This window comes from Desulfonema magnum (genome assembly GCF_017377395.1).
Taxonomy (GTDB): Bacteria; Desulfobacterota; Desulfobacteria; order Desulfobacterales; family 4be13; genus Desulfonema_C; species Desulfonema_C magnum.
In genome coordinates this window covers 3,132,979-3,154,295 of sequence record NZ_CP061800.1, presented here as the reverse complement: position 1 = coordinate 3,154,295, position 21,317 = coordinate 3,132,979, and the positions used below count along the sequence as shown (strand labels likewise).

Below are 21,317 nucleotides of genomic sequence, written 5' to 3'. Positions count from 1 at the left end.
TTTAGCCTCCTATGTTTTGCATCTCGTCGGCCTGGCTGGCGATATCCTCAATTGCCTCGGCAATGATCTGCATCCCCTTGTTCCCTTCTTCCGCAGCCTTGGATGCCTCATCCGTCACTTTGCTGGCCTCTTCTGCCGCGTTGGCAATCACAATCACGGCCTTGTTTGCCTGCTCCAGTGCCACCTTGATTTCGTCCGCACCTGTGCTGATATATTGGATACCGATCTCAACTTCCCCCATATCCGCTTCGATGGTATCCAGGTTATCCGTGGTTTTCTTAGCACTCAGCACTTCTTCGGCTGCGACTTTGCCCCCTATTTCAAGATCACCTGCCACGATGTTGATCTGCGTCTGCATGGATCGTACCATATCTCTGATCTGTTCCGCATTTTCTGATGAATCATTGGCAAGTGTCCGTATATCGCCCGCGACCACGGAAAATCCCCTGCCGAATTCGCCGGCCCGGGCCGCTTCAATGGATCCGTTCACAGCCAGCATATTGGTTTGCAGCGAGACATTGACAATCTTGTCAACGATTTTATTGATATTGTTGGTGCGGTCATCCAGTATTCTGACATTTGTCACGGCCTGGCTGGATGCTTCTGAGGATTTACTGATATTGCTGATCAGATTGTCCACACTCCCCTTGTTTTTAGCGACCAGTTCTTTGAGCGTGGCGATCTTCTTTTCCGAAACCTGCGCGCGTTCAGCCATGGTTGTAACGGCAGTTTCCAGCTTTTCCCCCACATCTTTGTTCTGATCGCCTGCCATACTCTGATTCCGGGCACCTTTGGCAATCTGCTCCAAGGCGGTCATGATCTGAGCCGAGGATGTCGTGGCTTCCTCAATATTTGCTGAGAGCTGCTCCGCTGCGGCCGCCGCCTCTTCCGCAGATTTTGTGCTGTCAACAGCGCTTCTCAGCGTCTCAGTCAGTTCCGCCAGATTTTCGGCCGCGCTCTGCATTTCATTGAAAGCCTTGTTCTGTTCACCCACAGCCTTGCTGGCTTCCTCAGCCGCGCTGCTTTGTTCTTCGGAATTGCTGGCAATGATCTCGGAACCTCTCATATATTCTTCGGCACCGGCCAGTATGTCCGCGTTGTTCTGAGTAATCTCAGCAGAGGCTTCCACCACATCTTCCAGCTCATTAAGAATCTGATCCAAATCTTTTATAACAACTTCAGCCTTCTCAACCTCCTCCAGAGAACTTTCCGTGGCTGCTTCGATATCATCCACCACCCGCTGCACCTGATCCTGAATTTCATCCACCACATTACGAATCCCCCGGGCGCTTTCTTCGGAAATTTCCGCCAGGTTTCTCACTTCATCGGCCACCACAGCAAATCCCCGGCCATGTTCCCCGGCCCGGGCCGCTTCGATGGCAGCGTTCAGGGCCAGCAGGTTGGTCTGATCCGCAATCCGTACCACTGCCCCGACAATTTCACCGATCTGTTCGGAATTTTTCTCTAACTCCCGGATCAGCTTAGTAGATTCAGCGTTGGAAGCAGCAGAATTTTTGACCCCTCTGACCAGTGCGTTGACATCATCGCCCGTGTCTTTTATCATTCGCTGCAGATTCTTTGACTTCTCAAGAAAATCTTTGGATCGCTCATTTCCAAGCTCTGCGGACTTGGCAATCTGTCCGATGGCGGCACGGGATTCTTCTGCTGCTGAAGAAGTTTCTTCCGAAGTCGTGGCAATGGTCTCCATGGTGTTGCCAAGTTCTTCGGAAGCTCCGGAGGCCTGTTCCAACGAAGAGGTCATTTCCGCCACTGCGGAAGCCAGCCTTTCCGCGATGGCCTGCTGGCGGGCCAGTGTCCTGGCTCTGGCTTTTTCCTGGGCCATTTTCCGGGCATCCTCACGCTTTTTAGCCAGTTCGTCAGTATTTCCCATTTCAACTTTTGTCGTGCCTTTTTTCTTAATATATTCAGGCGTTGCAAGTTTTTTTGCCATATTCGTTATCCTCCTGCTAAATAAAGGGCTATGGTTAAAGTTAGGGGCTGTAAACTTCTTAATTTTCAATTATTCAACTAAATCATACCTGATCTTCATTCAATATAGCAAGATTTTTCTTTGCTGTTTCATTATCCGGATCATGTTCCAGAACATTATGCAGCATTTTTTTTGCTCTGTCATGATAATCAAGTTCTGCATAAGCCACAGCAAGATTGATCATGGCTTTTGTGTTTTCAGGTTCATAAATCATATGAGCTTGCAGCATGCCCATGGCATCAATATAATTTTCTTCCTTTAATTCCTGAACAGCTCTCTTAAACAAAGAATCAGCAGCCCCAATTTTTTCTTGTTCCATTTTTTGGATGAGCGATTTCTGATGGGCCAGTTCCTCAGAAAGAACATCATTTTTTTGTTCCATAACCGCCTTCAGACTGGCTAATTTTTCTGAAATGTCTTTATTTTTTTGCTCCAAATTCTTATTTTCCTGTTCCAGATATTTTATTCTGGCTTCATAAGGGGCAGTTTCCACATTCTCAATACCTTTTTGTACGAGCAAATCTCCCAAACGAGTTCCCACGGCGCTGTTTTCTGCCTTATTCTCTTCCCGAGCGTCATTTTCTGCCTTATTTTCTTCCATAAACCACTCCCTGTCAGTGAATAATCGTCAAAATTTTCAAGTTCTCAGTCGTCAACGGATCAGAACATTAGCGTTGTTCCTAAATAAATAATGCCACAAAGACACGAAGCCGCGAGGGCTTCACGAAGGGTCTTCGTGTCTCTTTGCGCCTTCGTGTCTTTGTGGTGTCATGAGCCGCTCGTCGCGTCATATAGTGAGCTGGGAAGCCTGCTTATTTGGGAACAACGCTATTATGAAAAGCCTGCCCGTCATCCTCCTGAATGTGTTAATCCGGCCGGAGCCTTTTGGCCTGCTGATAGTTTTTTTACGGATAACTGTTCACTGAATCAATCTTATCTGCCAGTTTCATATAATCTGAAGCGCCGGTGCTTCCGGGCGCGTATTCAAAAATGGATTTGCCATGACCGGGCGCTTCACTGAGACTGATATTCATCCGGATTCCGGGAAAAAGCCTGTCTTTTCCAAAATGTCTGATAATATCATCTGCGATCTCCTTTGCAATTCGGGTCGTTTTATTGAAGAATGTCGGTATGATGCCCTCCATACGGAGATTCGGATTCCAGGCAGCATTGACATCATAAACCAGCCGAACCATTTCTGCCAGACCTTCTAAGTTCAGAAAATGCATCTGCATGGGAATATAAACCTCCTGTGCGGCTGCCAAAGCGGAGATGGTCAGAAGCCCTGCTGTGGGCGGCGGGTCGAAAATCAGATAATCGAAATCTCCGATATCGCCAGTCAGTTTCTCTGACAAAAGCATTTCGCTTCTTTTTTGGGAAGAAAATTCAGTTTCAAAAGCGATCAGATCGCGTGATGAAGGAATCAGACTCACTCCGTCAAGGTGGGTTCGGACGATGGCATGTTTTAAAGAAACTTCACCCCTGAGAAGATGGAAAATGGTCGGATATTGAATACCGGGAGCGTTTCCCACTGAAAGACTGGCATGGGCCTGGGGGTCAACATCAACCAAAAGAATTTTTTTTTCTTTTTTCGCCAAGGCATGGGCAACATTGACAGCCGTAGTTGTTTTTCCGCATCCCCCTTTTCGATTTGCAAATATAATAAACCGAGTCATGGTTATTCCTGTTGAAATTATGAATAAAGGTGTTGGGTGTGTTAGGTGTGTTAGGTGTTAGGTGTTAGGTGTTAAGTGTTAAGTGTTAAGTGTTAAGTGTTAATCGCCAGATTGACAAGAATCTGTAACTTCGTTCTTCTTAAAACACCTAACACCTGACACCTAACACCTGACACCTAACACACCTGACACCTAACACCTAACACACCTGACACCTAACACCTTTAAAACTGACGGGTCAAGATGACAGTGCTGAAGCATGAGTTTTTATTCAGCAGTTATTTGGGAGCAAAAAACAATAAAATTTGCTCGTGATAATAAATTCATATACTGAATTACTTTCAGAGATTTTTAATGATGACTATACAGCAAAAAAATGTTATATATGCACACACCTCTCCCTCAGATGTCACGTCTTTATATATTTTCGATGCAGGACTAAGCCAGACGAAGCTGAAAGTTTTTGTTCAGTCGCCTGAACACTGTTTCCTCATCCGGCCACGGGCCGGAAACTGTTTCACGAATAAATCTGATAAAACCTTTCAGGCCATGATTTTTAACTGTTTTTATAAGGCATTCGGAATACTGGGCAAGAATGGTGAACAGATGACCGGTTTTCATCAGATAATGATATCCTTTCATGGCACTCCAGTTGTAAGAAAAACAGTGTTCATAATTATACCCGTGACGTTTTTCAACAAGTATGCCGGTTTCAATACCCCATCGGTGACGTGCTCCCATATTACAGCGTTCGTGAACATTGCCGTAGTTAAGCGGTTCGCTGGAAATCCAGGCATGACGGGAGGTCATGATCTCAGTCTCCGCATTTTTATTAACCTTTTCCCATGTCTCCTCACATACGACAACATGGATCACAATTTTGCGCCTGTATTTCTCTCCGTACCGGTATTCCAGTCCGTTCACCCATTCAAAATGCTGTTTACGATTCCCCCATTTCCTGTTTGCCCTGTTGCCTTTCTCAAGTCCTCTGAGCGAGTTGAATTCCTCCCACACACTGCGCAGACAATTGTCTTTCAGGACAATCATGAACTGCCATTTGTTCTCTGCGCACAACTCCGCCACAGGGCCGTTGGCATAAAGACCGTCAAGCAGCAATATTACCGGAAGACGGGGAAATTTCTTTTTCAGACGCCTCATCAGTCTGTGAAAAGCCTTCAGCTCACAGTCCTGTTTGTTGTTATCCGTATCTCCTTCCGGATAACTCAGAAATTCACTCATAAGGGGAATTGTCATTCCGTTATGAAATGCAAGGCAGGCTTCCAGCACATAGACATAATACTGCCTCCGCTCACTTTTCCCGATCTTGCGTTCCAGACATTCCTCACTCCATATCTCACTTCTTACAAACTTCTGTGTCCCGTCAACAGCCACAGGATAACAATTGCCGATCAGATAACGACGGAACTTTTTATTCCTGACAAACCGGCGGACCAGTTCAATATAAGCTTCTTCAATCTCGGCAACTTCAATTGCGGAAAGAAGACGCATCAGTGTGTCATTATGCGGCAGATCAGCAAGTTCAGGAAAATACAGCCGAAGATTTTCCATAAACATCGGACGGGTCATCTCCCGATTTGCCTCACGCCGGGAACTCATCTGGAATACAAAGGTAAGTATTCCGTAAATCAGAATGACCGTCATCTTATGTTTGCACTTTTTCGGATTTCTCGGGTCCTGAATCTTCCTCAGGCGTTTCAGAAGGACCGGAAGATGAGCTTTTATAATTTTCATTTGCTCTGTAAGCGCCTCTTCACGTTCCGCTTTTTCTTCCGCCACTGTCTTACAGGCACATTTGCAGTTCGGAAGGGAGTCCCGGGATGCAGGTTTCAGACCTTCTGTTTTCTGATGCTCGCGCAGTTGCTTTTCAACCTTTTTTTTCTCCGCTCTCTGATTTGTCAGTTCAGCGGTGTCAGGACGGCCGGATGCTGTCTGTTTTTCAGGCATGATTTTTCCTTTCTGATGCAATATAAATATCTGATGCAATATACATGCCAATATAATACAAAAAATAAATTTTGTCTTCCCCAAAAAACAGCGCGACAAAAAAAATTAAGGTTTTAATTAAAGCTTTGTGTATCAACGAATTAAATTTCATGCTTCAGAACTGTCAAGATGAAATTGAAATGATGAAGGATGGGAAAGTGATTTGCTTAGAAAAGAAAACACGCACCTCTCCGGGAAGAAGCATATTTTCCGGAGTGCAAAAATAGAGCGAAGCGTTTTTTTTGCACTCCTTTTGAACCACCTGCAAAAAACCGCTTCGCTCTATTTTTGCACTCCTTTTGAAGCACCTGCAAAAAACCGCTTCGCTCTATTTTTGCACTCCGTTTGTCCTGAAAACTTTTTGATCTGATATTTTTCCCGGATTTTCGATGCCCGAACCATGAGCAATATGTGTGGTGAGAAATTCGATCCGGATGTCAGAAAAAATTGTAAGAAAGCCTGCGGCTTTGCCTCTGTCAGCAGTTTGTCCGAAAAATCAAAAATACAGCCCATTTTTTTCTTGACAAAAAATAAAATAATTGTGATATAGCTACAAAATAGTTATTTGGTAAATGAATAGCGTTTATAAAATTATGAAAATTTTAAAAAGGAGAAATGTGAGAAAAATGATATGTAAAAAAATGGTTATTTTTACAACATGTTGTCTGGTCACTTTTGGATTACTGGCAGGTCCCGTAATGGGGGGCGCTCTCTCACTGGACAAATGGAAACCCAGTTTTGATCCCTCTGGCGCAAAGTACAAATGTATTGTTTCCAATGTGTCCCATCCTGTCATCAAAGGTGTTTATGCCGGATTTGCCATCCGGGATGAACTATGGAAGAAAACAAACGGCCAGATTTTTATGGATTACAAACCCTTTTCCATGCTCGGGGGTGAGGTGGAAGTTCTGAATCAGTTGCAAATGGGCGCGATTCAGGGGATGAGTGTGAGTTCTGTGGCTTCAACCAACATGGGCCCCCGGTTTGGCCTGATCAACCTTCCCTTTCTGATCAACTCATTTGATAAGCTGGACAAATTCGTCAACAGCGGGAAGCTCTTTGATCATTTTATGATGGCAATGGATCATCAGGGAATTATGGGCTTTGACATCACGGGTTACGGGAATTACGGCTGGGCAACGACAACACCGGTCAAAACCATTGAAGACGCCCAAAAAATCAAATTTCGTATTGCCGAAGCTGCTGTGAATCAGCTGCTTTATAAGGAGTGGGGATTTAATCCGGTCGTCATGCCGTGGCCGGATGTGCCCATCGCCTTTAAACAGGGAGTTTTCGAGGGTCTGGACCATACGCCGACGGTCTGCAATGTAACCAAAAAGTTTGAAGTTGCAAAATATTTCACCCAGCTGAACTATGCCCAGGGGCTGTTTATATGGATTTTTAACAAAGCATGGTTTAACAAACTGCCTGCTGATCTCCAAAAAATATTCAAGGAAACGGTCCATGATATCTGTGCAAAAATTCGCCAGGAAACCAGGGCGCAGGAAGCAGAAGAAATCGCAAAGGCTCAGAAGGCCGGCATTGAATTCTTCAAGCTTTCTGACGAGGAAATGGCGCTTTTGAAAAAGCAGGGCCATGTCACACATGAAAATTATATGGAAAAAATCAACAATCTTTACCCCGGAGATACCTATCGGCCTGAAAATTACCTGAAAGAAGTTCAGGACTATATGGAATACAAGCCTTAGCTTAAAAAAGGCTGATACACAAAGGGCAAAGCCGGAAACGGCTTTGCCCTTTTTTTGTTGTTGTGTTAAAGAATTTTTCCCCCAAAATCGCGCATAATCAGTGTCTTTTTTTTAAAAAGAATTGAATTTCAAAGAAAATATTAGAAAAAAACCGTTTAAGTGTTATTAAAGACGCTGTGATGAATTGCCAGACTATTCTCATAAGTCCCTGCGGGACATCTCTCAATTCATAAATCCTGCCCTCTGTATTCTGAGTTCCGAGTGGCTGCAAATTTGTTACTGGTAAGTATCCGGACATATTTTTCAGTCAAAATTATTCGGAAAATTTGCTGAAACTGATTAAATGAGATTTTGAAAAAATACCCCAAAATTTTTGTTACGGGTACTTATTCTTATGGGGTTTATTCGAGGTTGACCTTTATTCTGTTTATGCTTATGAAACAAGGGCAAATCTGTTAAAATATGTAAAGAATGAATTTCATCGGATCGAACCGTTTGAAAAACAAGGACAGAACCCCTTTCAGAAAAGATTCTTCGGTCTGCTGACCGAAATAAAATATAAAATCCAGGAGAGTTGAATCATGAACAATATCCTCACGTTTTCAAGGAACAGGAGTACCAATGTTGAACAAACTGATGAGCAGACCATCAGATCATCCTGCCGCCTTCAGGACACGCTCACGGAAGCTTATGTTGAAATCACGGCCCGGTTGCCTGATCTTGAAATTACAACCATTCAGGGAGAGGTACGGCGAAGCTCTCAGAAAGCATGTCTTGAGTCAACCGAATTTCTTCAAAAAGCAGTGGGGGTCCGAATCGGTCCGGGGATGCTGGAAATCATCAAGGGGCTTCTCGGGAGCAGAACAGATTGTAAAGAACTGATTTTCATGGTGGAGGAATGCTGTCACGGCGTCATTTTATCACTGACCAAAGATACACTGCTGAACACGCCCAAGGAGCATGAGGAGAAAAAAGAACATTACGCAAACATGGTCAGAAACAATATCAGATTATACAATCGCTGTGCGGCTTTTGCGCCCGGGAGCAGCCTTGTGGAAGGTCTTGAACCTCCGAAATAAATCTGACGCATTTCAATTTTCATTTCAGGAAAAGGATATAAATAAAATATGCTGAAATTTTCGAGAAACAAAGTGGTCAGCATCGTGAGAGAAGACCAGGACATCTTGGTGGTCCACGGGTCCCTCGATGATATGATCTACGGAGTGGAGGTGGATGTCTCTGTGAGAATATCCGATCTCACACTTCTGTCAGTTGAAGGGAAATGGAACCGGTGGACAACGCCCGAATGTCCCAGGGCAGTGCCCTTTCTCCAGGAAGCAGTGGGATTTTGTATTGAAGACGAGGATAACACCCAAAAGATACACAAAATCATTGGCAGAAAAGGATGCCGCCATTTTGCCACGCTTCTCATTGAGTGCTGTGACTCAGTCGAAGAAACCGTGAAGATCATACGCTGGGAAGATGCAAAAGAGAGCCAACCTGATCTGACTTTTGAAGCATTTCTCAATGGTCAGACAGAGGCTGCTCCGAAACCAGGTAAAACCCCCCATGAGGATATCTGTAAAACGCAGAACCAGGCCCCTCCCGAAAACAAGGAAACTCCTCATATCCGGGTTCAGGAAAAGCCGGTGCAAAGAGAGAGAAAACCAGGGGGAGTTGTCATTGATCTGCATACCCATACATTTCCCGCGTCTCCGTGCAGTTCTGTTTCCGAAGATCATCTGATCGAAGAAGCAAAACGAATCGGTCTGGACGGGATATGTCTGGCCGACCACAATTATATATGGGAGGCGAACCGTGTGGAAGAACTGAGACAGAAACATGGTTTTCTGGTTCTCAGAGGCACTGAAATTACAACGGATCAGGGACATATTCTTGTATTCGGAGTGAATAACAACATCACGCCTGACGGGGACGGCATTCTCAGCCTGGAGGTTCTCCGAGAACGAGTGGAGAAAGCAGACGGCTTCATGATCGCGGCGCATCCTTTCAGGGGATTTCTGGTTTTTGGGGTGAAACAGCTCGGATTAACAGTGGAAAATGCCATGACAAGACCGCTTTTCAAATATGTTGACGCGGTGGAGGTCATGAACGGAAAAGTCACAGAAAAAGAAAATGAGTTTTCTTCCCAGGTGGCCGCAGGTCTTGGTTTTCCGAGTACAGGCGGGAGCGACGCGCACGAGGTGAACGAAGTCGGCATTTATGCCACACAGTTCTTTGATTCCATAAAGGATGAGAAAGACCTTCTGAATGCCCTGAAAAACAGGAATTATTCCCCTGTGACCTTCCGAAAGGGAGGAGCTTTGACATAAACCATGAAATAACAATTCTCTTGATATTCGGACAGGGTGAAACGCAATATAAGTATCCGATCAAAAGTTTTTTATACATCTTTTTTTTCCGTGAACCGCGGAGAAACCCGGCTTTTTCCTTCAGCGGAGGCGGATCATTCCGGAAAAAAAGCCGGGTTTCTTTCCCTGGCAAATATCGAAAACTTATGGTTAGGTAATTAATTCACCCTTGCAGAACATTTATAAAAAAAAGGAGCAATGAATATGGAAAAACAGAAAACTGACTGGGAAAAACTGGTCCGAAGAATGGAACTTCTCATGCGCCTCAAATCTTTTCCTGTGGCTTTTAAGATGCTGGAGAACAAGGAAGACCTCAAAACGATTCCCTTTATGCGAAGAACCGAGAATAAAGTGACGCTCTGTCAGCTCATCACGCTCGTCAGAAATTTTGACTGGAGTGTGGGGGCGGATGTTGACGATTTTATTTCTCCGTCATGTCCCTCTGTTCTGGGGCTGACGGATACTCCGGAGACAGCCAAAGACGGCACGTTTCGCAGCCTGGTCTGGGTCAAGACAAAGGCGGACGGAAAGAAATATGAGAGTTCTATTCCCCGGCTTCCCCTTGGGAAATATGAGGCCCTTGCCATGGCACCGCTGGTTTACAATCCTTTTGAACCTGATATTGTTCTCATTTATGCCAATCCGGCCCAGATGATGCTTCTGATCAATTCCCTTCAGTTTGAGGACTACGAGGTGATGCAGTTCTATTGTGTGGGAGAAACCTCATGCTCGGACGCCATTGTCAGATGTTATGATACTGGCAAACCATCGCTGACCATTCCTTGTTACGGAGAACGCCGTTACGGACATGCTCAGGATGAGGATTTGGTTATGGCGGTGCCGGCCGGGATGATGGAGAAGGCCCTCAGAGGCATGGAGACGCTCTACCGGAGAGGAATTCGCTATCCCATCAGTTTTGCGGGCGTGGAAGCCGATGTCACGGCTTCATTTCCGCCTGCCTATGGCAAGTTGGCAGACACGATGAAAGCCATAGGCTGGAAAGACAGCCGTCTGCTTCTTGGAGTGACCGGGGGCATTGCCAGCGGAAAAAGTACGGTATCGGATATGCTGGAAGAACTGGGATCGCCGATTATTGATTTTGATATTCTTGCACGTCGGGTGGTTGAACCGGGAACCCCGGCGTTAGAACAGATTGTTGATTACTTTGGAAAACAGGTGCTTCAGGAAGACGGGACCCTGGACAGAAAAAAGGTGTCTGACATTGTTTTCAGCGATTTCGAGAAAAGGAAAAAACTGGAAAGCTTTACGCATCCGGCCATTCACGAAGGCTTTTTAGAAGAAGTCAACGCGATTATGGAAAAGGATCCGAACGCCATCATTCAGGTGTCAATTCCGCTTCTGATTGAACTTAACTTACAGTATTTGTTTGATAAATTACTGATTGTCCATATTTCCCAGGAGGAGCAGATAAGGCGTCTGGCAAAAAGGGACGGCATCAGCGAAGAAGAAGCAGCCAACATTCTCAGAGCCCAGCTACCTATTAATGAAAAAGTAAGATATGCTGACTTTGTAATCAGAAACGAAGGGTCTGTTGAAGAAACCCGAAAAGAGGTTGAAGTTTTATGGGAATCCCTGAAAAAGATTCAAAAGGAACGCATCCGTTCGTAATATTCAGTTTAAAATAAGGATTACCGAGAAACAGATTCGGAGTGATTCTGTATTTTTTCAGAATATGATAAAATACGGGGGAAATTGCCTTGCCCCCGTATTTGTTTATCTATAAGGAAATTATAAATACGGGGTGAACAGGCGCATAACTACAAGGATTAAATTTAGCAGGGATCGGAAACAATCCTTACTAAAAGTATCCCTGTAGAATTTTTATAACAGCCATGATAAAAGCTCTCAACCAGAAATGAAAGTGAGATCGGAATTTATCAATTATCAATTATCAATTATCAATTGTTAATTATCAATTATCAATTACCAATTATTGTCTATGCCCGTCTGACCTTCACTGCTTGGCGTCCCCGGGATGTTTCTTTTATTTCAAACGTCACCGGATCAAGCTTTTGCAGGGTAAAAAAGCCATGATCTTCAATACCGGTGCTGTGAACAAATATATCTCCTTCCTCATCTGTTTCAATAAAACCATATCCTTTTTTTTCGCTATACCATTTTATCCGACCTTCCGCCATGAAAATCTCCTTTCTTATTCGTACAATTCGCGGGGTATTATCCGGGGAACCATACATGGAACAGCATCGCCTGGGCGAAAAGCCGGTCTCAGGCACTGAATACCGACTTTAAAGGATTAATGATAATCCAATTGCTGTGTTAAATTAATAATTGTTCTTTAAAGATTAAATAGTTGAACTTTTTATGCAAGACTTCAAAAGGTTCAAACCTTTTGAGAAATCTGATGTCCGATTTTTACACATAAGAGCAAACTGAGACAAAACAGGGAATTGCCTGACCTGAAAGTCGGTCACATGAATCAGAAACCTGCTGTTTTGTCAGGAATGCAATTTTCATGCCGGGACAAACTTAAATTCAATTATTATATTAAAATAATGTGCCGTAGATCAAATATTGAACAGTTGCTTCCCTTTGTCAAGATAATAATTGGGCGTGTTCTGCTTCAGGTTCAATCCTTCGATGATCGGGTTTTTTCTGTCATTGCTGCTTTCGCAGACTTGGGCGTGAGTTCAGACTTCAGCGAACTCAGTCGAGTCGTCGAACAGAATGACAGGTTTTTTGTCCGAACCAGGTCAGAAAACCTGATCACCGAGTTATCACGAAGCCGTGCAGCAGGGCTTACGTCCTGACCATGCGGGGCACTGCAAAAATACAATACCTTATTATATATCCATATCAGACCTTACCGGCCGAAAATATAATTTTCGGACTCAGGATTCTGATTCCTAATTCTTGGCTTGCTTTTTTTTATAATTATGATTATCATCTTAATTGTTGTGAAGATTGGCTTGATTTTACGGAGCGAAGTGTAAATATTTGGTCATGCTGTTGTAATCAGGAAATAAGAGGCAGTCTTCCTATGCGGTGATTTTCAACTGGCAACCGGCAATGAACTGTGGGCTGGTAGCTGCCTGATGAACAATCATGTTATTTGGATATCGTTCTGCTGATGAGCTTTTTATGATATATTACAGGTCTTAATTATGAAAAAACACAACGAAAAAATACCAAGTCCCAAAGAAATTGAGAAAGAAATTGGCGAATTTTTGGCTAAGAAATTCGGAGGGGAAGTTAAAGTTGTGTCCCCCATAAATCTTCCCCAGGAACTCTTTACGGGAAGTACAAAAGAATCTCCATCCAAAAAGACGAATATCAAATTTGATTTAAAGCCCGAGGAGCTTGTTTCTTATCTTGATCAATATATTGTAAAACAGGATGTTGCAAAGGCGGTGCTGGCCACAAAAATATGTACTCATTTTAACCGAATAAAACGAGTACAGGAACACCCTGATAATATTGATAATTTGGTCGGACGTATTAAGAACAATGTGCTGATGATCGGACCCACAGGTGTTGGTAAGACCTACATGGTCAAGCTGATCGCAAAAAAAATAGGCGTTCCTTTTGTGAAGGGCGACGCGACCAAATTTAGCGAAACAGGCTATGTGGGCGGCGATGTGGAGGATTTGGTCCGTGATCTTGTCAGGGAAGCTGACGGTGATATCGAGCTGGCTCAGAACGGAATTATCTATATTGATGAAATAGACAAAATTGCATCCAGCCGCAACCTGATTGGCGCGGACGTCTCTCACACCGGAGTCCAGCGTGCCTTGCTCAAACCGATGGAGGAAACAGAGGTTGAATTAAAGGTTCCCCATGATCCCATTTCAATGATTCAGGAAATTGAGCGGTTCCGTAAGACAGGCCAGCGGGATAAAACCACTGTCAATACAAAAAATATCCTGTTTATTATGAGCGGCGCGTTCGCGGGGCTTTCTGACATTATTAACCGAAGAATGAGAGATAAGAACATCGGCTTCGGAGCTCAGTTCACAAGTCGTGAGGAGCAAGATGACGTTCTGAAACAAGTGAGGTCCGAGGACCTGATAGAATTTGGTTTTGAATCGGAATTTGTGGGCCGCCTTCCGGTTCAGGCGGTTTTTGAGCGACTGACCCGGGAGGATCTTTTCAATATTTTAAAAAATCCGAACAATCCCGTTATTCTTGGTAAAAAACTTGATTTTGCAGCATATGGCATCCGGATAACATTTCAGGACAGCGTGCTTCGGATGCTGGCGAAGAATGCTTTCATGGAAAATACAGGGGCAAGAGGTCTGGTCAGCGTCATTGAAAGAGCTTTGCTGTTGTTTGAAAAGGCATTACCCTCCGCAAACGTCAGTCTGTTCCCGGTAACTGAGTCAGCCATTAAGGAACCGGAAAAGAGTCTTGAAGAAATGAAGGCATCGCCAGACAGCAAACAGCTGACCGAAAGTTTCCAAAAATTGTCAGATGAAGAAAAAAAATTTATTAAGGCATATGTGAACTTAAATAAGAAAAACCTGGCCGAGAAATACAACCTCACCCTGACCCCGTCACGGACCAATACGATTGCCGAGTATTATTGCCAACATATCATGGAAATCGGCAACGTCATCAAGAAGATCAAATCCTATGCAGATGAAATCAAAAAAATAGAGCTGTACTTCTATAAAAACCATGACATCAACATTGTTATGGAAGAAGACGCCATTGATTTCATTATCGGGCAGTTTGCACATTCCTCACCTGATTTTGAAGACATTTACAAAAAACTGACAATGGACTTCGAACATGGCTTTAAACTGGTTCGGGAAAAAACTGGCAGAACCCGCTTCTTCATCACAAAGGAAGGGCTTTTGTCACCGGAAATTTTTATTGGCAATTTGTTAAAGGAAGAAAACCAAATTTTTTAAGTCAACTGATAACTGATAATTGACAACTGATAACTGATAACTAAAATGATTGGAATATCAAAACTTTACTGTGGAACTGTGGAACCGTCGGATGCCCTCAGGTATGGACGAGAATCATCACAATTACCCTCCCATCTGCTTCAGTTTTCCCGTGACAAGCGGCCAGTGGTTGTTTGGAACATCACGAGACGATGCAATTTAAAATGTGTTCACTGTTATGCTCACGCCAAAGACATCCCTTTTGACAATGAACTCTCCACCGAAGAAGGAAAGCATCTGATTGATGATCTTGCCGGATTCGGCGTGCCTGTGCTTTTGCTCTCCGGAGGAGAGCCGCTGGTTCGCAAAGACCTTCCTGAGCTTGCGGCTTATGCTGTGGGAAAAGGAATGCGGGCGGTCATATCCACAAACGGCACCCTGATCACACGAAAAATGGCAGGTACTTTGAAAGAAATCGGTCTTTCTTATGTGGGGATCAGCGTTGACGGCATGGAAGAGGTGAATGACCGTTTCAGGGGAGTCAGAGGGGCCTTCAGATCAGCTTTGGACGGAATTAAAAACTGTAAGGAAGCTGGAATAAAAGTCGGGCTTCGATTCACCATTAATAAATTCAATGCGGCTGAAATTCCGAAAATATTCAATCTCCTTGAAGACATGGACATTCCAAGGGTCTGTTTTTATCATCTGGTTTACGCGGGCCGCGGCTCAAAGCTTGTTGAAGAGGATCTGTCCCATGAAGAAACCCGTGCGGCAGTTGACCTCATCATGGATTACACAAAACAGTTGCATGACAGGGGAATATCAAAAGAAGTTTTAACGGTTGATAACCATGCTGACGGCCCCTATCTTTATATGAGGCTGCTCAAAGAAAATCCTGAGCGTGCGGCAGAGGTTCTCGAACTTCTCCAAATGAATGAAGGGAATAATTCAGGCAGAGGCATCGGGTGCGTGAGCTGGGACGGGGAAATCTATGCGGACCAGTTCTGGCGTCATTGCAGTTTCGGAAATATCAGGAAACGGCCATTTTCTGAAATCTGGACAGGGGATTCTGATCCGCTTTTGGCAAAATTGAAAGAGAAAAAGAAGCATATGAAGGGAAGATGCGCATCCTGTAAGTGGCTCGATATTTGCGGGGGAAATTTCAGGGTGCGTGCGGAGGCAGTGACCGGCGACGTATGGGCTCCTGATCCTGCTTGTTATCTGACAGATGAAGAAATTTGAGAATTGAGAATTAAAAATTGAAAATTGAAAATTGGGAAATTACAGTCGGGCGTCATCCGGACTGTAATAGTTTGCCTTTTCACTCGATGATCAAGTTTTTTGACCCGGTTCGAACAAAAAGCCTGTCATTCCTGTGAAAGCAGAAATCCGTTTTTGGCAAATGCGGTGTTTCCGAAAGCCGCGGATTCCTGCTTTCGCAGGAATGACAAAAAAATTTGAACATCAAGTTTTCAGGGGTTTTCCCGAAAATTTTTAAGCTGATGAATGTTTTTTCTTATCCGGCTTCCTTGTAGTTGTCATAACTATTTATAATTTTTTTATATAATATTTCAAAAAGGACAAACCCGCAGGAAAGTCTGATAAAAAGGAAATTTTTTTCCTTTTACCATGGAAACAGTTCCTGGAAAGCCGGGTTTTTTATGCGCTTTTCTTATCCGGATGCCTTACAACTGTTCCATATTCTTATCCTTTCCTACAGAGTATTCCAAAAAGAACACAGAAATTTTTTTCCTTTTCTTATCCGACTTCTATTTAATTATTTTAAATTTTTATCATTTCCCATACAATAGAAAGTGTTGTGCGACAACAGGACATTTGTATGCGTCAAAATAATATGTTTACTTTGTTGACTTTTCTCTCTGTTTATGAAATAAGTAAAGATAATAAGGATAATAAGGATAAAAAAAATTTTTTTTTTCAAAAATATGCTGTGAACTCAGGGAAGAGACATAACTTTTTAAAATGATATGTAAGAAAGAAAGAATCCTTGTGTAATTACTGTACAGATTGACTCGAAATCGGATTTTTCGGAACCTAACATCAGGAATATCCTGATGATGATCCTAATTTGGTTTTTCCTGGCATGTTTTTTGCTTAAAGCGGCCGGAAACAGAAAACTGACGCTTCCGATCACTGAATCTGTTGAAACAGCTCCGGCAGTCTCTTGTTTTTACCGCCACGCGATTTTTATTCCCCAAAAAAACTAAATTAGATTATAATAATATCATTTATAAAAAATAACCTGCTATTCCTGCTCTTGCAGAAATGACACGACAGATGAAATTTTTATAATTGGAAGAGTTTTTGTTCAACAGGTTGTATTTTATATACAAGGCCATGCGAGCGAGTATTTCTGTTGCCTTTCCTAATCTTAGCGGCTTTTGGATAAATAAACATTTATGAAAAGAAGCCGGGTTTTTCGCCCCCGGAGATGGATAAAGACCCACTTAAAAAATCCGGCTTCTCAGTTATATTTTCATGGTAAAGGGAAAATACGAGAAACTATCTGGTATGGTGAGGGACATATCTTGAAACATACATCAGTTATATAAAAAACAAGTCATGGGTTTAGTCTGATGGGAAATTTTTCTGACAAAGTTGAAATCCGAACAAATTGGGGACGGGTCAAAAGACCCTTTGAAACTTACGGGCTTACGGAAACCCATAATCGGCGGTTACGTCCGTGGTTCTTGATCATACTTTTGCTTATATCGCTTTCCGCAGGAATATGGAACGAGATACATACATCTTTTTTCCAGGCACGGTTTTTGTCGCAATATGCGGAAAAGCTTTCTTACTGGGTGGAACCGGGTCAGAGCCAGGATATTATTTTTCCAAAGAACGGCCCTTTTAACAAGCGGCACGGATATGATCGGATACCGGAATTCCAGAGCAGACTGAAAGTCAAAAGTTATCATGTCACGGAACAGGCCCGCTTTTCGCCGGAACTGTTAAAGACCTCAAAGCAAGGGGTGACACCGCCATTTCAAGAAAAACCGGCTGTGGGTCTTGTTATTCGGGACTCAGAAGGGCAGGTCATCTATGATACCATTGCAAAACGCCAAGTGTTTGACCAGTTTGATCACATCCCTCCCCTTATGGTGAAATCGCTTCTCTTTATAGAGGATCGTGAGATGGACAATCCTGTACTTCCTTTCAGAAATCCTGTTATCAACTGGAATCGCCTTGTCATGGCAGGCATCTTGTACGGTGCCAGCAAACTGAGACTGCCGGTTCATGTGGAAGGCGGCAGCACCCTTGCCACCCAGTTGGAAAAATACCGCTATTCTCCCAATGGAAACACATATTCGGTCTTTGACAAACTTCGTCAAATGACAGCCGCCACTCTCAGAGTTTACAAAGAAGGCCCTGACACCCGTGCGGTGCGACATCAGATTGTTTTGGATTATATCAACACTGCACCGCTGGCTGCCGTACCGGGCCATGGTGAAATATACGGAATGGGGGAAGGATTTTATTCCTGGTTTGGTATGGATGTACCTGAAGTCCGCCAGGCATTTATTTTACCTGATACTGATCCCGGAAAGGCCCGGGTATTTAAACAGGCCCTGTGTCTCGTGTGTGCTGTCCGGGCACCGAGCTATTACCTGATATATGACCATGATGCATTGGAAAACCGGGTATCAGGTTACGTCAATCTTCTGGAAAAAGAGGGCCTCATTAACACGGACTTTGCTTCCCGTGTGCGTGAAGCACCTGTGGTCTTTGCCCCGGGCGAATATGTGTCTGTTTCTGTGTCCTCGGCAATGCGTAAGGCCATCAACGCTGTTCGTACAAGCCTGACACGAAATCTGGATGTGCCTGGTTACTATGATCTGGACCGTATGGATCTGGAAGTGGAAACAACGATCAATTCAACCTTGCAAAAAGAGGTTTCGGAATTATTTGAAAAACTGAAAGACCCCGATTTTATAAAAGAGAACGGGCTGAAAGCGCACAGACTGCTGGCTTCGGGAGACCCGGACAAGGTTATTTACAGTTTCCTGCTTTTTGAAAGCACCCCTTATGGCAATGCCTTGCGTGTTCGCGCGGATAATCTGAAGCAGCCCTTTGATCTTAACGGCGGCATGAAGCTGATTCTGGGCAGCACAGCAAAGCTCCGCACCCTTGCCCATTATCTTGAGATCATCGCACTTGTATATCGGGAGTTTTCCGATCTTGACAGAAAAGGGCTTAAAAAGGCTTACGCAAAAGCCCGTGATCCCATCACCCGATGGGTTGCCAGGGCCATGAGGCAAAACAGAGACCTGTCTTTGGAGGAATTGTTGCAACGGTCATTAAAAAGAACATATTCCGCCAGCGCCAAAGAGACGTTTTTTACTGGCGGCGGAATCCACACATTCCAAAATTTTCGCGCCGCGGACAATCACCGGATCATAACGGTAAAAGAGGCGACCATCCGTTCTGTCAACCTTGTTTTTATCCGCCTGATAAGAGACTTGGTGCGTTATCACAGAGTGCGGTTGCCTTATGATGCAGATAAGGTGCTGGCGGATTCCAAGAATCCTGACCGACGCCGTCTTCTGGAAGAGATCGCCGATGATGAGGCAAAGCTCCATCTGTCAAGGTTTTACAAAGCGTATAAAAAGCTTTCACCGGATAAGATACTGAAGCGTCTTTTGAAACATCGTGTCACCTCGGCGCGTCACCTCGGCATCGTTTTTTTTGCCTGGCATCCCGGGGCAGGGGCGGAAGAATTTTCTCGCTGGCTCGAGGATCGGGGAATTAATGTTTCTCCTGTCAAGGCTCGGTATCTGACTAACATTTACAGCAAACCGCATCTGACATTGTCTGATTACGGCTACCTTTTAAAGAAACATCCGCTGGAACTCTGGTGCGCGGGGGAATTCATTCGCAGTCCCGGTATTTCATGGAAAAAGCTTTTGCCCAAAAGTGTCGATGCCCGTCGTATCTGTTCTGCTTGGCTGCTGAAGCCCAAGATGCGCCGTCCCCAGGACCTGCGCCTGCGTACTCGCATCGAGAAAGATGCTTTTGTAAATATTACATCATCCTGGCGGAACTTAGGTTTTCCTTTTAAGAAGCTTGTTCCTTCGTATTCCACTTCCATCGGGAGTTCATGTGATCAGCCCGCGGCGCTTGCGGAACTTATCGGCATTATTGTCAATGATGGCATTCGCCGTCCTGCTGTGTCCATTCAGAAGATACGGATGGCCAGCGGAACCCCTTATCATACTGTTTTTGATATTTCCCGGCCTTCCGGGAACCAGGTAATGGAACCTGCGGTTGCCCGCACCTTATGTGCTGTGTTACAGGCAGTTGTGGAAGAGGGAACAGCCCGGCGAGTCAAAGGGGCTTTTACAAAAACTGACAAAACGCCAATCAGGGTGGGAGGAAAAACAGGAACTGGAGATAATCGTTCTAAAAAATTCAGTCGCTCCGGAGATATGATTTCATCCAAAGCCGTGAATCGGACAGCCACGTTTGCGTTTTACATCGGTGACCGATATTTTGGCGTGATCACAGCCTTTGTTTCAGGTACCGAAGCCAATGATTATAATTTCACCAGCGGGCTTCCGGTAAGCATTCTCAAACTGCTGGCCCCTGCCCTGGGCGAGCATCTTGATTCCCCTGAAAAACCCGGATTCCTCCCTGTCCCGCCCACGTTTGTGGAAACCCGGTCCCCGGTAAAAAGATTGTCAGGAGTGACAAATTTACAGAATCGTCCGGCAACATAACTCATTTATCCGCCACAATCCATGCCCTGAAACTGTTATTTCGTTCAATTCCTGCTGACAGACCATAAGCTGTGATCATGTCGTGAATTTCTTCAGGTGAATGAAAATGACTGCCCATGAGCGCAAGTTTCTCAGCCAGGGCCACAACATTTACAGCAAAGCGACGGATATCCGGTTCTTCAATGACCAGACGGCCTCCGGGTCTGAGTACGCGCAGAAGATCACGGACAGCATGGGGCTGGTTATGGAAATGATGCAGCGAGTCCACCACCAGAATCCGCTCAAATTGTTCGTCCGGAAAAGGAAGGGATTCAGCTTTTGCTTCAACAGGGTACAGATTCTCCCTGGCGCGTGCCCGCTTCAGCATTGGCCTTGAAATATCTGTAATGACAACTTGGCCAACCCACGGGCGTAATCGGGATGAAACCCGTCCTGTCCCGCCGCCGACATCCAGCAGTCGCCCGCGCGTCGGAAGTTGTAACAGATACCGCAGCTGTTTTGTATCAGGCGTGCCAATGAACCAGTCATAAAGCGGCGCAATAAGGTCAAAGTGATCAATCATAAGCTGGTTTTTTCCTTACCCCCCGAAATTGGGGTTAATGAATTCTATACTGTCTTTCTCTGACAGGGTCATGTCTGAATATTCATGAGGATAAACAAAACGGCCATTATGCTCCACAATCAGATCAGTGTCCCCTTCTTTAAAATGAGCAATTAAAAAGGATATGGTGGCATTCTCCCGAACTTTTTCTTTGAATCCGTTAAGTATGATATTGATTTTTTTATTCATTATGATGTTATCTCCTGTCTTTTAAATACAGTGGGACACGACAAATTTTCGGTTGTGTTCCTGTTGATAAATATGGGGAATATCCGGCATTGGAACACTGTCCGGGTGTTTAGCTCCTGATTGGGTATTAAGCAGCCCAAGGAAGTTGTGTGCCTCCTCTAAATTCG

At 44.4% G+C, this 21,317-nt stretch carries 14 protein-coding genes; 7 read left to right on the top strand and 7 right to left on the bottom strand.

All coding sequences use genetic code 11. The annotated features are described in order from the left end of the window. Window position 1: 1 nt before the first annotated feature. The 4 genes from dnm_RS12490 to dnm_RS12475 all read right to left on the bottom strand — a co-directional run bounded on the left by dnm_RS12490 (window position 2) and on the right by dnm_RS12475 (window position 5,631). Entirely contained in the window at window positions 2-1,951 is a 1,950-nt protein-coding gene (locus dnm_RS12490; protein WP_207682977.1) for a methyl-accepting chemotaxis protein, read from the bottom strand. 82 nt (window positions 1,952-2,033) lie between these two features. After that, entirely contained in the window at window positions 2,034-2,591 is a 558-nt protein-coding gene (locus dnm_RS12485) for a tetratricopeptide repeat protein (protein ID WP_207682976.1), read from the bottom strand. Between the two features lie 304 nt (window positions 2,592-2,895). Then, window positions 2,896-3,666 carry a ParA family protein gene (locus dnm_RS12480; RefSeq protein ID WP_207682975.1) on the bottom strand — a complete coding sequence of 257 codons (771 nt, stop codon included), beginning with the start codon at window positions 3,664-3,666 and terminating at the stop codon, window positions 2,896-2,898. A 438-nt stretch (window positions 3,667-4,104) separates the two neighbouring features. After that, window positions 4,105-5,631 (bottom strand): transposase family protein, encoded by a 1,527-nt coding sequence (locus tag dnm_RS12475; protein ID WP_207678904.1) that lies wholly within the window; start codon window positions 5,629-5,631, stop codon window positions 4,105-4,107. A 665-nt stretch (window positions 5,632-6,296) separates the two neighbouring features. Between dnm_RS12475 and dnm_RS12470 the strand changes: the two genes are divergently transcribed. From dnm_RS12470 to coaE, 4 genes are all read left to right on the top strand, one after another. After that, the gene (locus tag dnm_RS12470) at window positions 6,297-7,379 is read left to right on the top strand and encodes a TRAP transporter substrate-binding protein (RefSeq protein WP_207682974.1); all 1,083 of its coding nucleotides are present in this window, start codon (window positions 6,297-6,299) and stop codon (window positions 7,377-7,379) included. A 581-nt stretch (window positions 7,380-7,960) separates the two neighbouring features. Further along, a complete protein-coding gene (locus dnm_RS12465; protein WP_207682973.1) occupies window positions 7,961-8,458 on the top strand; it encodes a DUF2889 domain-containing protein in 498 nt (165 codons plus the stop codon). A 48-nt stretch (window positions 8,459-8,506) separates the two neighbouring features. Next, on the top strand, window positions 8,507-9,712 hold the full coding sequence (locus dnm_RS12460) for a PHP domain-containing protein (RefSeq protein ID WP_207682972.1): 1,206 nt from the start codon (window positions 8,507-8,509) through the stop codon (window positions 9,710-9,712). A gap of 243 nt (window positions 9,713-9,955) precedes the next feature. Next, complete coding sequence (gene coaE / locus dnm_RS12455; RefSeq protein WP_246556301.1) at window positions 9,956-11,380, top strand: dephospho-CoA kinase; 1,425 nt, start codon at window positions 9,956-9,958, stop codon at window positions 11,378-11,380. 329 nt (window positions 11,381-11,709) lie between these two features. Here the strand turns inward: coaE and dnm_RS12450 are convergent, their stop codons facing one another. After that, entirely contained in the window at window positions 11,710-11,910 is a 201-nt protein-coding gene (locus tag dnm_RS12450; protein ID WP_207682970.1) for a cold-shock protein, read from the bottom strand. Window positions 11,911-12,894: 984 nt separating this feature from the next. Between dnm_RS12450 and dnm_RS12445 the strand changes: the two genes are divergently transcribed. From dnm_RS12445 to dnm_RS12435, 3 genes are all read left to right on the top strand, one after another. Then, window positions 12,895-14,643: an AAA family ATPase gene (locus tag dnm_RS12445; protein WP_207682969.1), complete on the top strand. Its 1,749-nt coding sequence runs from the start codon at window positions 12,895-12,897 to the stop codon at window positions 14,641-14,643. 45 nt (window positions 14,644-14,688) lie between these two features. Further along, window positions 14,689-15,864 carry a 12,18-didecarboxysiroheme deacetylase gene (gene ahbC, locus dnm_RS12440; RefSeq protein WP_207682968.1) on the top strand — a complete coding sequence of 392 codons (1,176 nt, stop codon included), beginning with the start codon at window positions 14,689-14,691 and terminating at the stop codon, window positions 15,862-15,864. A 1,355-nt stretch (window positions 15,865-17,219) separates the two neighbouring features. Further along, window positions 17,220-20,360, top strand: coding sequence for a transglycosylase domain-containing protein (locus dnm_RS12435; protein ID WP_207682967.1), 3,141 nt, complete (start codon window positions 17,220-17,222; stop codon window positions 20,358-20,360). A 1-nt stretch (window position 20,361) separates the two neighbouring features. Here the strand turns inward: dnm_RS12435 and dnm_RS12430 are convergent, their stop codons facing one another. Both dnm_RS12430 and thiS read right to left on the bottom strand, forming a co-directional pair. Further along, entirely contained in the window at window positions 20,362-20,922 is a 561-nt protein-coding gene (locus dnm_RS12430; RefSeq protein WP_207682966.1) for a class I SAM-dependent methyltransferase, read from the bottom strand. A gap of 15 nt (window positions 20,923-20,937) precedes the next feature. Then, window positions 20,938-21,150 (bottom strand): sulfur carrier protein ThiS, encoded by a 213-nt coding sequence (gene thiS / locus dnm_RS12425; RefSeq protein ID WP_207682965.1) that lies wholly within the window; start codon window positions 21,148-21,150, stop codon window positions 20,938-20,940. Window positions 21,151-21,317 lie beyond the last annotated feature (167 nt).